Origin of the sequence: Mycobacterium numidiamassiliense (assembly GCF_900157365.1) — a bacterium.
Classification (GTDB): domain Bacteria; phylum Actinomycetota; class Actinomycetes; order Mycobacteriales; family Mycobacteriaceae; genus Mycobacterium; species Mycobacterium numidiamassiliense.
Genome location: NZ_FUEZ01000004.1, coordinates 3798591 through 3812466 on the forward strand (window position 1 = coordinate 3798591; position 13876 = coordinate 3812466).

Below are 13876 nucleotides of genomic sequence, written 5' to 3' on the forward strand. Positions count from 1 at the left end.
CGACGCAACTAGCATCACCGCTACCCACCGATGACCGCGACGCTGCAACGGAGCAGACCATGGCTCAAAAAGTCCAGATCCCGTCCGATCTGATCGGCGGCGACGTCGACGAGGGATACGGGAAGGTCGCCGACGCGTTTCGTCGCAACCTCGGCAGCGGTCAAGAGGTCGGGGCCGCGATCGCGGTCTACCGGGATGGCCGCAAGGTCGTCGATTTGTGGGGCGGCTACCGAAATGGGATCACCCAAGCGCCGTGGCAGCAGGACACCCTTGTCAACGTCTTCTCGACCACCAAAGGCATTGCCTCCCTTGCTGTCGCCGTGGCCGCCTCCCGGGGCCACCTCTCGTATGACGCGAAAGTCGCCGACTATTGGCCGGAATTCGCGCAGGCCGGCAAAGGGGCGATCACCGTGCGCCAACTGCTGGCACATCAGGCCGGATTGCCGGTCGTCAGCCCGACGCTGACCCTGGAGGAACTCGCCGACCCGGCAAAGATGTCGGCGAAGCTCGCCGCACAGGTGCCGGCCTGGACGCCGGGGACCAGGCACGGCTATCACGGCATCACGCTCGGCTGGTACGAGGGCGAACTGATCCGCCGCACGGACCCCGCGGGGCGTTCACTGGGCCGGTTCTTCGCCGACGAGATCGCCGGCCCCCTCGGCCTGGACCTCCACATCGGGCTGCCGCCCTCCGTCGATCGCGATCGCATCGCGCATCTGCACGCCTGGCCCTTCGCGAAGTTGCTCCTGCATCTGAACACGATGCCGCGGGGTTTTGTGCTGGGCCTGTTCAACCCCTTCGCCCTGACACGGGGCTCGCTCGCCTTCGCCAAGGGATACAACTCCGTGGCCGACTTCAACCGCGACGAGCTGCGCGTGGTCGAGATGCCCGCGGTCAACGGCACCGGCACCGCGCGCGCGATCGCCAAGCTGTACGGCAGCGCCGCGACCGGCAGTCCCGAGCTCGGCCTGAGCGCGAGCACCCTCGACGGCCTGAAGACTCCGGCGCAATCACCGACAAAAGGATTGCGCGACAAGGTGTTACACGTCGACTCGAATTTCACGCTGGGATTCAACAAGCCCAGCCCCATCTGCCTTTTCGGTTCGTCCATCAATGCCTTTGGCACGCCGGGAGCCGGCGGCTCGTTCGGTTTCGCCGACCCGGACACCGGCATCGGATACGGCTATGTGATGAACAAGATGGGCTTCCACCTGGTTAGTGACCCCCGCGAACTCGCGCTGCGCCAGGCGCTGTTCCGCGACGCGCTGGGCACCCGAACCCAGGTCTGAGCTCACACGCTCGAGCGCCCGGTGCTGCGCACCGCACCGGCCACCGCATCCGCGAGCGGATCGATCTCGTCGCCGGCCACATCCGCGACGGTGAGGCGGATACCCGCCGGCGTGCCTATCCGGAACCGTGTTCCCGGTGCCGCGGCCCACCCGGCGCTGAGCAGCCGGGTGATCGCGACCGTCTCGTCGACCACCGGGATCCACACGTTGAGGCCGGAGCGCCCGAAGGCGGTGACGCCCCGGTTGGCCAATGCGGCCAGCAGCCCGCCGCGGGCGCCGGCGTATTGCTGCTCGGCCCGGTGAACCAGGCGCGTCGCAGCGTCGTTCGACCACAGGCCCACCGCGCGGCCTTGCAGCAGGTGACTCACCCAGCCGGGCCCGAGCCGCAGCCGTCCGTGCACTCGCTCGACGGTGCGGTGGTCTCCGGCCAGGACGGCCACGCGTAGGTCGGGGCCGTACGCCTTGGAGGCCGACCGCACGAACGCCCAGTGGTTGGTCGCCCCGCTCACGGTGTGCAGCGGCACGCCGGAAATGCCTGCGCAGTGGTCGTCTTCGACAACCAGAACGTCACGGCCGGCCAGCTGCGCACGCAGCGCGGCGGCGCGATCCGCGGATAACGCTGCCCCCGTTGGGTTTTGCGCACGATTGGTGATGACCAGCGCGCGCACCCCGCGATCGAGCGCCCGGGTGACGTCGGCGGTCAGTGGCCCGTCGTCGTCGACTCGGACCGGTTCGACCGAAAGCCCTAGTGCGGCAAGGAGGTCCAGCAGGTTGGCCCAGCCCGGATCTTCGACGGCAACCCGGTCCCCCGGGCGCAGGTGCGCGGTCAGGGCCCGCTCGATGCCGTCCAGCGCGCCGCTGGTCACCGCGAGATGCTCGGCAGGGACGCCGTCGGCGGTCAGCACCCCGCGCGAGTACTCGGCGAGCTCGGGCAGCATCGCGGGCTGGCCGTAGAGCACCGGGCGACGCCCGATGTCCCAATGCGCTTGCGACACAGCGGCAATGGGCAGCATCGCCGGGTCGGGGTTGCCGGTGGACAGGTCGCGGACACCGGCGGGCACCTCGAGCCCGAGCAGCGAACGCGGGGATGTCGCGGGCCGGTGACGCACCCGGGTGCCGCGCCGCCCGGCGGTTTCGATGGCCCCGCGATCGCGCAGCAGCCGGTAGGCCGCCGCGGCGGTATTGGCATTCACTCCGAGCCGCGCGGCCAGTTCCCGGATCGGCGGCAGCGTATCGCCGGGGGCCAGCGTCCCTGCCGAGATCGATTCCTCGATGTTGGCGGCTATGGATTCCGCACCCGTTCCGGCTATGCTTTGTTGTACTGGCACGAAACTAAGTATGTACTATTACAAATGTCAGGGGCAAGACGTTGGACACCGCATACCAGCCCACCGCGCGCACCACGCCGACCCGCTACCGCGAACGCGCCATTTACGACCGCGACGTGGTCCACCGCATCCTCGATGAGGCGCTGATCTGTCATCTCGGCTACCTCAGCGACGGCCGGCCGGTGGTCCTGCCGACGACGCACGCGCGGTGCGGCGAGACGCTCTACCTGCACGGGTCCAGCGGCAGCGGGCCGATGCTCGCGGCCAAGCAGGCAGTAGAGCTGCCCGTGTGCGTCACCGCCACCCTCGTCGACGGGCTGGTGCTGGCCCGTTCGGCGCTGCATCATTCGCTGGTCTACCGCTCGGTGGTCGTGGTGGGCGACGCACGCCTGGTCGAGGACCCCGAGGAGAAGCGGCGGGCGCTGGGCTGCCTGCTCGAACACATCGCGGCGGGCCGTTCCGGCGACTGCCGCGTCCCGTCGGCCCGCGAGCTGGCGGCGACCGGGGTGCTCGCCCTCGACCTCGTCGAGGTGTCGGCCAAGATCCGCGCCGGCGGCCCAGCCGACGAACCCGAAGACCTCGCGCTGCCGCATTGGGCGGGGGTGCTGCCGTTGAGCCTCACCGCCGGAGCACCGGTTGCCGCCGACGACCTCGATCCCGCCGTCCCCGTGCCGCCGTACCTGGCCGCGTACCGGCGGCCCTGAGCGCTACAGCAACAGATAGCGGTAGGCCGGCGACCCCGGCTTGAGGACCTCGGCGTGCATCTCGGTCTCGCGCATCCGAACCAGGAGGCCGTCGAGGTCCGCGGACGATCCGAGCTGAATGCCGACCAGCGCCTCGCCGGTCTCCCGGTTGTTGCGCTTGACGTACTCGAACAGGGTGATGTCGTCGTTGGGCCCGAGCACCTCGTCCAGGAAGCGGCGTAACGCACCGGGCTCCTGCGGGAAGTCCACCAGGAAATAGTGCTTGAGGCCGAGGTGCACCAGTGAGCGCTCCAGCACCTCGCCGTAGCGCGAGACGTCGTTGTTGCCGCCCGAGATGAGGCACACCACCGTCGACCCCGGCTCGATGTTGGCTTCCAGCAGGCCCGTCACCGACAGCGCACCCGCCGGCTCGGCGATGATGCCCTCGTTCTGATAGAGGTCCAGCATGGCGGTGCACACCGCGCCCTCGTCGACCGCGGTGATCGACACCATGTCCCCGGCCGCGGCCAGCACGGCGAAGGGCAGCGTTCCGGCCCTTCGCACCGCGGCGCCGTCGACGAACTGGTCGACATGGTCCAGCGTCACCGGTTCGCCGCTGGCCAGGGCGGCCATCATCGCCGCGGCACCGGCCGGCTCGACGCCCAGCACGGCGGTCTTCGTCGTCCGCTCGGCCAGATACGTGGTCACGCCGGAGATGCAGCCGCCGCCACCGACGGGGACCACCACCAGGTCGGGCTCCCCCACGCCGAGCTGGGCGAGCTGGTCGAGCACCTCGACCGCGATGGTGCCCTGCCCCGCCATGGTGCGCAGGTCGTCGTACGGCGGCACCAGCGTCGCTCCGGTGCGCTGCACGTCGGCGGCGGCCGCCTCGGCGGCCAGATCGTAGGTTGATCCGCCCACGATCAGGTCGATGAACTTCCCACCGTGGTAGCGGATGCGGTCGCACTTCTGCCGGGGCGTCTTGGCCGGCACATACACCCGGCCGCGCACGCCCAGCGTCCGGCACGCGTACGCAAAGCCCTGCGCGTGATTCCCCGCCGAGGAGCACACCACGCCGGCGCCGATCTCCTCGGCGGACAGCTGCACCATCAGGTTGTAGGCGCCGCGCAGCTTGTACGATCGCACGACCTGCAGGTCTTCGCGCTTGAGGTAGACCTGGGCGCCGGTGATTTCCGACAGCCGGTCGCTCAGTTGCAAGGGGGTGGGCGTGACCACCGGGGCAATCCGCTGGGCCGCGCTGTCGATGTCAGCCCCGGAAAGGGGCGGCAGCGCGGTCGGGGTCAGTTCAGCGGACACCGATCAATGGTGCCACGTGGCGGTTTACCCCTGGCGATGCGACTCAGCTGACCGGGGTGAGTACGAACACCGGAATCTGGCGGTCGGTCTTTTTCTGGTAGTCGGCGTAGTCCGGCCAGGCCGCCACCGCGCGCTCCCACCAGACGGCCTTCTCGTCGCCGAACACCTCGCGGGCGTCGTAGTCCCGGGTGACCGAGCCGTCCTGCAGCTCAACCCGGGGGTTCTTGGCGATGTTGTAGTACCAGACCGGATTCTTCGGGGCCCCGCCCAGCGAGGCGACGACGGCGTACTCCCCGTCGTGCTCGACGCGCATCAGCGGCGTCTTGCGGAGCTTGCCGGTCTTGGCCCCGATGGTGGACAGCAGAATGATGGGCTTGCCCTTCATGTCCGCGGCCTCGGCCCCGCCGGATTCGGCGTACTTGTCGGCTTGTTCGCGGGACCAGTCCCATGGCGATGGTTCGTACTCTCCGGTGAGCGGCATGCGATCCACTCTAGGCGGAATGCAGCCGGGCCAGCTCGGCGATCTCGTTGACCCGCCAAATGGCGGTGGCGATCTCGTCGGCGAACTCCCGTCGCCGCTTGGCCACGTCTGTGGACTCACCCCCGTCGACCAACTCACGATGGCGGGCCAGCCGCAGCGCCGTCTTGAACAGCTCCATCGACCTCGACTCGGCGCTGGCGATTCTGCGCTGTAGCTCCCACTGCTTGCCGACCTCCAGGCATTCGGCGAGAAACGCGTCCTCGTCGAACGATTCGTCCTCGTAGGCGGCCAGCCGGTCGGCGACGATGTGGTAGGCGTCCAGGTAGGGGCGCAACACCAGGTGCGCCAGCAGCAGATCGGCCGATTCCAGCAGTCCCCGCACGACCGTGGCGGCGGCGGATTTGCTGGTGTCTTCCACCGGCCCGATCAGGCGTACCTCGTCGGCGAGGTCCTTCTCGAACTGTGCGCGTGCGGAGAACAAGAACTCGAACTTCAGCAGCTCGCGAAGACGCAACGCTTCATCGCGCACGGTCACCGGCAGCACGGTGCCGTCCGCGGAGGTTTCTGCCGCGGCGAGCAACGCCGTTTCGGCAATGGCGCGATCGACCAGGATATGGATCGCGGTGTTGCGGTAGAACGCGGCGACCAGGTGCTGGTCGGAGCCGATGCCCCACACCGCTTCGGTCCCGGCGTCGTAGACGTTCACCACGCCCGAGGCCACGAGCTGGTGCAAGGTCCATCGAATGGTGGAGCGATTCGTCAGATCGGCGGCACCGGCGACCGCCCAATTGCGTGCCGCGATGTAGCTGGCCAGCGGTTGCACCGTTGCCAGCACCTCGCTGATCGACATCGAGCGGTCGGCGCCCAGCAACGCGAGATTGACCACCGCGGTCGGGGTGACCGGGGTGGCGCGGTTGATCCGGTGTTCGACGTCCAGGGCGATGCGTTCGATTTCGGTGCCGGTGCCCGATTCGTCGGCGCGCATTTCCTCGAGGCGTTTGCGCAGCGGCAATGGCTCGCCGAAATCCAGGTAAGCGCGGCCCAGGCGCTTGCCCTGTTGCAGCGCCAGCCGGACCAGGAACCGAAGATCCTCGGGCCGTTTCGCGGCGCCGTAGGCCTCAGTGGTCATGGCTTCCACCTCGTGCAGCTGGTCGTACACGATGGAGGTCGGCACCAAATACACCTCGGGACCGTCGATTTCGTCGACGGCGTCGGTGATATAGCGCAGGATCCCGAAGACCGGGGGCCGCAGCTTGCCGGTCCGGGTGCGGCCTCCTTCGATCGACCAGCTCAGGTTGGCGTGGTTTTGCACCAGCTGCGCGGCGTAGGCGCGTAACGCGAACCGGTAAACGGGAATGTCTTTGATCTGCCGCCGGATGAAGATGGTCCCGGTGCGCTTGGCCCAGCCGCCCATCGGGAAGAAGTTGAGGTTCGCCCCGCCGAAGGTCAGCGCAGGCGATAGCCGGTTGGCCACGATCATCTCGGGTAGCAGTAAACCGTCCAGGTAGGAGCGGTGCGAAAAGGCAAACGCCAGCGTCGCTTTGCGATCCAGCTTGCGCAACTGCGCGATCTGATCCTCATCGACCAGGACGTCGTAGGCCCGCATCAGCCACCGGCTGAAACGCCGCCAAGCCTGTACCGCCCGCTCGTCCAGCGTGGCCGACATCTCGCGCAGATAGCCCGCGGCCTCGGCGCGCACGCCGTCGGGGTCACGCCCGAGTTCGTCGGCCAGGTCGGTGAGCCGCTGGTCATACCACGGCGCGGCCAGCAACTGCACAACCTCGGCGGGATCACCGGACAACGGCTTCGTCGCTTCGTCGATCATTCCGTTGCGCTGCAGCATCTTTCGCACCTCCGTGCGACCGAGCTCGCGCACCGTCGCCAGCCGCCCCCCGGTCACGACCGCCGCCCCGGTGCGCCGGCGGGCCCGGATGTCGTCCACGTCACATCGGTGAGCGTACGTCCGCGGTCCGGCGCCGCGGAATACATTGCGCAATTTCACTGGCGCTCAACCACCACGACCGGCGAGCACCTAGTACGTTCGGATGATGCGGCCCGATCGCGGTATTGACGTCAGCGACCTGTCGCCGCTCGAACAGACCTCGCTGCTCACCCAATACGCCCGCGCCCTGGACAGTCAATGGGCGCAGCCCATTCTCGGCGACCCGCTGGCCGCCGACATCGTCAGCAAAATCGACTACGACTTCGGCGGGCTCGGTGTGCCTACCAGCGTCGTGTGCCAGGCGGCGCTGCGTGCCAAGATGCTCGACGAAAGAGTGCGCGCGTTCACGTCCGAGAACCCCGACGCCGTCGTGGTAGACCTCGGCGCCGGGCTGGATTCGGGGCCGTTCCGGGTCAGGCCGCCGCCCGCGGTCGATTGGTACAGCGTCGACCTGCCGGGTGTCATCGCGCTGCGCAAGCGGCTATTGCCGATCAGCAGGCGAGCCCACTCGGTGACCGCATCCGTGGCCGATCAGAGCTGGCCCGAAACCATCCCGTCGCATCGGCCGGCGATGGTGATCGCCGACGGCCTTTTTGCATTTCTGTCCGAGCCGGTGATCACCGGCGTCTTCCGTCGCCTGACCGCGCATTTCAGGACCGGGGAGCTGGCCTTCAATGACTACGGACACATCGGCTGGTTCACCCGGGTCGCGGTGAAGTTGGCCCCGCAGAAGATGTTCGCCAGTGTCGGCGCACAGTGGGGTTATCCGGGATTCGAGGATGCGCACGTGCCGGAAACGTGGAACCCGCAGTTGAAACTGGTCGAAGAAGCCAGCCTGGCCCACGCACCCGAGATCGATCTGTTTCCGAACTGGCTTCGGTTGGCTACCAAGGTATCCGGCATGTTCGAGACCTCTGCCCGCAAGGCGCGAATTTTGCGCTATCGGTTTTAGCCGCCGAGGTCGGGCTGGCCCGCTCAGGTCGAACGTGCGGCTACGGCGTCTGGTGTGCGATGACGGCGGAAGATCCGCCAAAATCCCACCGCTGACACACTGTTGACGCCCTGAACGCACACTCGTGGCGCCAGATTGGGGCAGCGCTTAGCCGCCGAGGCAACCGGGGCCGAGCAACGCCTTGAGGTCGCCCATCAACGCCGGCGACGGCGTCACGCGCAGCGACTGGTCCAGCTCCAGCGTGGTGATACGATCGCCGCTGATGAGACGCAGATGGACCTGCGAAGTTCCCGGGTGTCGCGCCAGCACCTGCTTGAGCGCACTGACCTTGTCGATGGTGCACTGCCGGGTGGGCAGGCTGACCGCCAGCGGCCGGTTCGGCTGGGCGTTCGAGAAGTCAGGCACCACAAGCTCATTGGCGATCAGCGAGATCCGGTCGTCGCGGATGGCCACCTTCGCGTTGATCAGCACCACCGCGTCGTCGGCGATGTCCGCGCCGTAGGCGGAGTAGGCGTGCGGGAAGAACATCACCTCGATGCCGCCGGTGAGGTCTTCCAATTGGGCTGACGCCCAAGGCATTCCGTTCTTGTTGACTCTGCGGTTGACCGACGCCAGGATGCCGCCGACCCGCACCTGGGTTTCGTTGGCGACATCGCCGTCCAGGATCGCCGGAATTGCGGTGTCGACCTGAGCGGACAGCAGGTGCGCCACCCCGTTGAGCGGATGCCCGGACACGTAGAGCCCCAGCATTTCCCGCTCCAGGGCGAGCTTGTGTTTGTCCTCCCACTCGTCGTCGGAGACCTTGATGGTGAACACCGCGTCGGCCGCGGCGTCGCTGCCGCCGAACAGGTCGAACTGGCCCATCGCTTCGGCCTTCTTGGTGCCCAGCACCGAGTCGACGGCGTCGGTGTGCACCAGGAACAGACCCTTGCGGGCGTGCCCCAATGAATCGAATGCGCCTGCCTTGATCAACGATTCGGTGACCTTCTTGTTGCAGGCCGAGACGTCGATCTTGTTCAGGTAGTCGGAGAAGTCGGTGAACTTGCTTTTCTCGGTGCGGGTCTTGATCAGCGAGCCCACCACGTTGGCACCGACATTGCGCACCGCGCCGAGGCCGAAGCGAATGTCCTTGCCGACCGACGCAAAGTTCACCAGGGATTCGTTGACGTCGGGCGGTAGCACCGTGATGCCCAGCTTTCGGCAGTCGGCCAGATAGACCGCGGCCTTGTCCTTGTCGTCGCCCACCGACGTCAACAGACCGGCCATGTACTCGGCCGGGAAGTTCGCCTTCAGGTATGCGGTCCAGTACGACACCAGGCCGTAGCCGGCGGCGTGCGACTTGTTGAACGCATACCCGGCGAAAGGAAGGATGGTGTCCCACAACGCTTTAACCGCTTTTTCGGAGAAGCCGTTGGCGGTCATGCCTTCGTAGAAGCCCTTGTACTCGGCCTCGAGCACCTCGAGCTTCTTTTTGCCCATCGCTTTGCGCAGCGCGTCGGCCTTGCCCATCGTGTAGGACGCGACCTTCTGGGCGATGAACATGATCTGCTCTTGGTAGACGATCAGGCCGTGGGTCTCGGAGAGGATCTCGCGCAGCGGCTCCTCGAGCTCCGGGTGGATCGGCTTGACCGCCTGCCGGCCGTTCTTGCGGTCGGCGTAGTCGTTGTGGGCGTTCATGCCCATCGGCCCCGGGCGATACAGCGCCAGCACGGCGACGATGTCGTTGAACTCGGTGGGCTGCATGCGGCGCAGCAGGTCGCGCATCGGCCCGCCGTCGAGCTGGAACACCCCCAGGGTGTCGCCGCGGCCCAGCAGCTCATAGGTGGGCTTGTCGTCGAGCGGCACCGACTCCAGATCGAGGTCAATCCCCCTGTTGGCCTTGATGTTTTCCAGCGCGTCGCCAATGATCGTCAGGTTCCGCAGCCCAAGGAAGTCCATCTTCAGCAGGCCGATGGCCTCACACGACGGGTAGTCCCAGCCGGTGATGATGGCCCCGTCCTGCGGCCGCTTCCACAACGGGATGGCCTCGGTCAGGGGCTCGGTGCTCATGATCACCGCACATGCGTGCACGCCGGCGTTGCGGATCAGGCCCTCCAGGCCTCGCGCCGTCTGGTAGATGGTGCGCACGTCGGGATCGGTTTCGATCAGGCTGCGGACTTCCGCGGCTTCCTTGAACCGCTCGTGGTTCGGATCGGTGATCCCTGACAGCGAAATGTCCTTGGCCATGATCGGCGGCGGCAGCGCCTTGGTGATCCGGTCGGCGATGGCGAACCCGGGCTGCCCATAGTGGATCCGAGCCGAATCCTTCAGCGCCGCTTTGGTTTTAATGGTGCCGAACGTGATGACCTGGGCGACGCGGTCCTGGCCCCACTTGTCGGCGGCGTAGCGCACCATCTCACCGCGGCGACGGTCGTCGAAATCGATATCGATATCCGGCGCCGACGGACGCTCGGGGTTGAGGAAGCGCTCGAACAGCAGACCGTGCGGAATCGGGTCGATGTTGGTGATGCCCAGCGCGTAGGCGACCAGCGAACCCGCCGCCGAGCCACGCCCCGGCCCGACGCGGATGTCGACCGACTTCGCATGGTTGATCAGGTCCGCGACGATCAGGAAGTACGCCGGGAAGCCCTTGTCGCAGATGACCTTGATCTCGAACTCGGCCCGGTCGATGTAGTCCTGGCCCGCCCCGGACGGGAAGCGTCGCTGCAGCCCGGCCATCACCTCGTGGTGCAGCCAGGTCGCCTGGTCGTGTCCTTCCGGCACCGGGAACACCGGCATCCGGTCGCGTGGTTCCCAGACCTCGGCGTAGGACTGCACCCGCTCGGCGATCAGCAAGGTGGAGTCGCACGCACCGGGAACCTGGTCGTCCCAGATCTGGCGCATCTCGGCGGCCGACTTGAGGTAGTAGCCGTCGCCGTCGAACTTGAAGCGGTTGGGATCCGACAGTGTCTTGCCGGTCTGCACGCACAACAAAGCCTCGTGGTTGTGCGCGGCGTCGCGGGTGACGTAGTGGCAGTCGTTGGTGGCCAGCGGCGGGATGCCCAGCTTGCGGCCGATCTCCAGCAGTCCTTCGCGGACCCGCTGTTCGATGCTCAGCCCGTGGTCCATCAGCTCGAGGAAGTAGTTGTCGGCGCCGAATATCTCTCGCCACTTGGCGGCCGACTCCAGCGCCTCGCGGTCGTGCCCCAGGCGCAGCCGTGTCTGCACCTCACCCGACGGGCACCCCGTGGTGGCGATGATGCCGGCGGAGTTCTCGGCGATCAGCTCGGCGTCCATCCGCGACCACTTGCCCAGCTGACCCTCGAACGACGCCAGCGAGGACAGCTTGAACAGGTTGCGCAGGCCGGTGGCGTTCTCCGCCACCATCGTCAGGTGCGTGTACGAGCCACTGCCGGAGACGTCGTCGGACTTCTGGCCGGGGTCACCCCACAGGATGCGCTTGGTGTCGAAGCGCGACCCCGGCGCGATGTAGGCCTCGACCCCGATGATCGGCTTGATCCCGGCCTGCGTCGCGACGTTGTAGAACTCGCTGGCGCCGAACATGTTTCCGTGGTCGGTCATCCCGACCGCGGGCATCTGCAGCCGGTCTACCTCGGACAGCATCGGCGTGATCTTCGCGGCACCATCCAGCATCGAGTACTCGGTGTGGTTATGCAGGTGCACGAAGGATCGACTCATAGGGACGCCAGTCTATGACCGACCACCGACGTGTATTCGGCGTGTCGCGAAGTGTGTCTTCGAGCATTTCTGGCCCATATTTCACATCCGTCACTTCGGTCTCTGGTCGGTCTCTTGCGGCCAGGATCGGCCTTTTGCCCGCCTCCGAGCGACAACGACGCGCGGACGAAACGAGTCCACCGACCTCACACCCCAGGCGACGCTGCGGCGATCTCTGGGCAATCGACTTGTTACCGCGGGCAATGCGAGCGTGACCGCTGACTAACTGACGGGCAACGCCGGCATGTTCGGATGGTCACATGAAGCTGGTCGCGACCTTCCGCAAGCCGGAGCCGACCAGCGTCTACCACCGGATCGGCGGGCACCAGGCGCTCGAGGTCATGGTCGAAGACTTCTACGCCCGGGTACTCGCCGACGGGCAGCTGGCGGGGTTCTTCACCGCAACGAACATGAACCGCCTCAGAGGCAAGCAGGTCGAATTCTTCGCCGCCGCACTCGGCGGCCCCGAGCCCTACACCGGCGCACCGATGAAGCAGGTGCACCAAGGTCGCGGAATCACCATGTATCACTTCAACCTGGTGGCCGGGCACCTGTCCGACGCGCTCGCCGCGGCGGGCGTGCCGTCGCCGACGGTGACGGAGATCATCGGCGCCATCGCCCCGCTCGCGCCCGACATCGCCTCGGGCGAAACGAGCACGGCCACAGTCTGAACCGCGGCCGCACGGAAGAAAATTCGCGTTCGCTGGCGTGTCGCGCGTGGCGTTCGCGCCGCGGCCGGTAATCAGCACGTATGAGGTTGATCCCGCTCGTCGTCGCGGCACTGATGCTGAGTGCGTGTGGCTCCCCCACAAACCATCCGGCATCCAGTTCGCCGTCCACCAGCCAGCCCAGCGCTCAGGCCGCGCCGGTTCCGGCGGCGGTCGACTGCACCCAACCGGCGAACTCTGCGCAACAGCTGATCTGCACCGACTCGCATCTATTCGACCTCGAGCGCCAGCTGCAGCTCGCCTATCGGCAGGCACTGGCCCGACCCGGCGCGGACCAATCCGCACTGGCGGCCGCGCAGACCGGCTGGGCAACGGGCCGCGATAACTGTGCCAACAACGCCGACGTCCACACCTGCGTGCTGGAGGCCTACCAGACCCGACTCGTGCAGTTGGCCATCGCCGACCCGGCGACCCCGGCCCCGCCGGTCGTCACCTACCACTGCCCCGCCGACTCCGGACCGCTGACCGCCCAGTTCTACAACCAGTTCGCCCCACCGACGGCGGTGCTCAACTGGAAAGGCACGCAGGAGATCCTGTTCATCCTGCCGTCCGGCAGCGGCGCCAGGTACGGGCGGCAAGGCGCCGAATACTGGGAGCATCAGGGCGAGGTCAAGCTCGATTTCAACGGCACCAAATTTGTGTGCCATACCCAGTGAACCGTGCCTAGCATGCAGGCATGCCGCGCACATTTGACGATCTGACCGCGGAGGCCGACGCCGCCCCGGTCGACGGCTGGGACTTCTCCTGGCTGGACGGCCGCGCCACCGAGGAACGCCCGTCCTGGGGCTATCAGCGCCTGCTGAGCAGTCGTTTGGCGACGGTGTCGGCCGCCCTGGACATCCACACCGGAGGCGGGGAGGTGTTGTCCGGCGCGGGACCGTTCCCCCCCGTCATGGCGGCCGTCGAGACGTGGCCGCCGAACGCGGCCCTGGCCACCAAAACCCTGCATCCTCTCGGCGTGGTGGTCGTCGCGACTCGGGATGAGCCGCCGTTGCCATTCGCCGATGAAGCGTTCGACCTGGTCACCACGCGTCATCCGATCTCAGTCTGGTGGACCGAGATCCTTCGGGTACTGAGACCGGGCGGCAGCTACCTCGCGCAGCACATCGGCCCCGCCACGATGGGCGAGCTGGTCGAGCACTTCATCGGGCCGCAGCCCGACAAATGGGCCGAGTTTCACCCGGACACCGTGCGCGCGCAGGCCGAGGCCGCCGGCCTGGAGATTGTCGATCTGCGCATGGAGCGGCTGCGGGCCGAATTCTTCGATATCGGAGCCGTCGTCTACTTCCTGCGCAAGGTGGTCTGGACGGTGCCGGACTTCAGCGTGCCGCGCTACCGCGAACGCCTGGCCGAACTGCACCAGCGCATCGAAGCGCACGGTCCCTTCGTCGCGCACTCCACGCGGGTCCTCGTCGAAGCCCGCAAGCCCGCCTGACCGG

11 protein-coding genes are annotated in these 13876 nt (G+C 67.2%); 6 read left to right on the forward strand and 5 right to left on the reverse strand.

Going from position 1 to position 13876, the window contains the following annotated elements:
- Nucleotides 1-59: 59 nt before the first annotated feature.
- Nucleotides 60-1289, forward strand: a complete 1230-nt coding sequence (locus tag MNAB215_RS26240) for a serine hydrolase domain-containing protein (RefSeq protein WP_077081372.1) — start codon at nt 60-62, stop codon at nt 1287-1289.
- 2 nt (nt 1290-1291) lie between these two features.
- On the opposite strand, the gene MNAB215_RS26245 is transcribed toward MNAB215_RS26240, so the two are convergent.
- Nucleotides 1292-2617, reverse strand: coding sequence for an aminotransferase class I/II-fold pyridoxal phosphate-dependent enzyme (locus tag MNAB215_RS26245; protein WP_077081373.1), 1326 nt, complete (start codon nt 2615-2617; stop codon nt 1292-1294).
- A 41-nt stretch (nt 2618-2658) separates the two neighbouring features.
- On the opposite strand from MNAB215_RS26245, the gene MNAB215_RS26250 reads away from it, so the two are divergent.
- The gene (locus MNAB215_RS26250; RefSeq protein WP_077081374.1) at nt 2659-3321 is read left to right on the forward strand and encodes a pyridoxamine 5'-phosphate oxidase family protein; all 663 of its coding nucleotides are present in this window, start codon (nt 2659-2661) and stop codon (nt 3319-3321) included.
- A 3-nt stretch (nt 3322-3324) separates the two neighbouring features.
- Here MNAB215_RS26250 and ilvA read toward each other — a convergent pair whose 3' ends face one another.
- The 3 genes from ilvA to MNAB215_RS26265 are packed head-to-tail and all read right to left on the reverse strand — an operon-like array spanning nt 3325 to nt 6983.
- Nucleotides 3325-4617, reverse strand: a complete 1293-nt coding sequence (gene ilvA / locus MNAB215_RS26255; protein WP_077081375.1) for a threonine ammonia-lyase IlvA — start codon at nt 4615-4617, stop codon at nt 3325-3327.
- A 43-nt stretch (nt 4618-4660) separates the two neighbouring features.
- A complete protein-coding gene (locus tag MNAB215_RS26260) occupies nt 4661-5098 on the reverse strand; it encodes a nitroreductase family deazaflavin-dependent oxidoreductase (RefSeq protein ID WP_077082355.1) in 438 nt (145 codons plus the stop codon).
- A gap of 10 nt (nt 5099-5108) precedes the next feature.
- Complete coding sequence (locus MNAB215_RS26265) at nt 5109-6983, reverse strand: lysophospholipid acyltransferase (RefSeq protein WP_425436554.1); 1875 nt, start codon at nt 6981-6983, stop codon at nt 5109-5111.
- 163 nt (nt 6984-7146) lie between these two features.
- Here MNAB215_RS26265 and MNAB215_RS26270 point away from each other — a divergent pair, with 163 nt between their 5' ends.
- Nucleotides 7147-7992: a class I SAM-dependent methyltransferase gene (locus MNAB215_RS26270; RefSeq protein WP_077082357.1), complete on the forward strand. Its 846-nt coding sequence runs from the start codon at nt 7147-7149 to the stop codon at nt 7990-7992.
- A gap of 147 nt (nt 7993-8139) precedes the next feature.
- On the opposite strand, the gene dnaE is transcribed toward MNAB215_RS26270, so the two are convergent.
- Entirely contained in the window at nt 8140-11670 is a 3531-nt protein-coding gene (gene dnaE / locus MNAB215_RS26275) for a DNA polymerase III subunit alpha (RefSeq protein WP_077081376.1), read from the reverse strand.
- Between the two features lie 299 nt (nt 11671-11969).
- On the opposite strand from dnaE, the gene MNAB215_RS26280 reads away from it, so the two are divergent.
- The 3 genes from MNAB215_RS26280 (at nt 11970) to MNAB215_RS26290 (ending at nt 13872) form a co-directional block, all read left to right on the forward strand.
- Complete coding sequence (locus tag MNAB215_RS26280) at nt 11970-12380, forward strand: group I truncated hemoglobin (RefSeq protein ID WP_077081377.1); 411 nt, start codon at nt 11970-11972, stop codon at nt 12378-12380.
- A gap of 80 nt (nt 12381-12460) precedes the next feature.
- The gene (locus tag MNAB215_RS26285) at nt 12461-13093 is read left to right on the forward strand and encodes a lysozyme inhibitor LprI family protein (protein ID WP_077081378.1); all 633 of its coding nucleotides are present in this window, start codon (nt 12461-12463) and stop codon (nt 13091-13093) included.
- Nucleotides 13094-13113: 20 nt separating this feature from the next.
- Nucleotides 13114-13872 carry a methyltransferase domain-containing protein gene (locus MNAB215_RS26290; protein ID WP_077081379.1) on the forward strand — a complete coding sequence of 253 codons (759 nt, stop codon included), beginning with the start codon at nt 13114-13116 and terminating at the stop codon, nt 13870-13872.
- The last annotated feature ends 4 nt before the right edge of the window (nt 13873-13876 follow it).

Bases quoted from the DNA above. Each gene is read 5' to 3' on its own strand.
- dnaE (WP_077081376.1), bottom strand. From the start codon at position 11,670: ATGAGTCGATCCTTCGTGCACCTGCATAACCACACCGAGTACTCGATG.
- MNAB215_RS26290 (WP_077081379.1), top strand. From the start codon at position 13,114: ATGCCGCGCACATTTGACGATCTGACCGCGGAGGCCGACGCCGCCCCG.
- MNAB215_RS26240 (WP_077081372.1), top strand. From the start codon at position 60: ATGGCTCAAAAAGTCCAGATCCCGTCCGATCTGATCGGCGGCGACGTC.
- MNAB215_RS26280 (WP_077081377.1), top strand. From the start codon at position 11,970: ATGAAGCTGGTCGCGACCTTCCGCAAGCCGGAGCCGACCAGCGTCTAC.
- MNAB215_RS26270 (WP_077082357.1), top strand. From the start codon at position 7,147: ATGCGGCCCGATCGCGGTATTGACGTCAGCGACCTGTCGCCGCTCGAA.
- MNAB215_RS26260 (WP_077082355.1), bottom strand. From the start codon at position 5,098: ATGCCGCTCACCGGAGAGTACGAACCATCGCCATGGGACTGGTCCCGC.
- MNAB215_RS26285 (WP_077081378.1), top strand. From the start codon at position 12,461: ATGAGGTTGATCCCGCTCGTCGTCGCGGCACTGATGCTGAGTGCGTGT.